Raw genomic sequence first — 202 nt, 5'->3', positions numbered from 1 at the left:
GAGTCTGAGTCGCTGTCTGAATCAGAGTCGCTATCCGAGTCTGAGTCGCTGTCCGAATCTGAGTCGCTGTCAGAGTCGCTATCCGAGTCTGAATCAGAGTCGCTGTCCGAGTCTGAGTCCGAATCGCTGTCCGAGTCTGAATCAGAGTCGCTATCCGAGTCCGAGTCGCTGTCAGAGTCTGAGTCGCTGTCTGAATCCGAAT

1 protein-coding gene is annotated in these 202 nt (G+C 54.5%); it reads left to right on the top strand.

Annotated elements, in window-relative coordinates:
* Positions 1–202: hypothetical protein (locus tag NI467_RS14725; RefSeq protein WP_253153512.1), on the top strand; the 202-nt coding region annotated here is incomplete at both ends.

This window comes from Acinetobacter sp. S4397-1, assembly GCF_024129285.1.
GTDB classification, from domain to species: Bacteria; Pseudomonadota; Gammaproteobacteria; order Pseudomonadales; family Moraxellaceae; genus Acinetobacter; species Acinetobacter lwoffii_C.
This window is presented reverse-complemented; position numbering and strand designations above follow the sequence as displayed.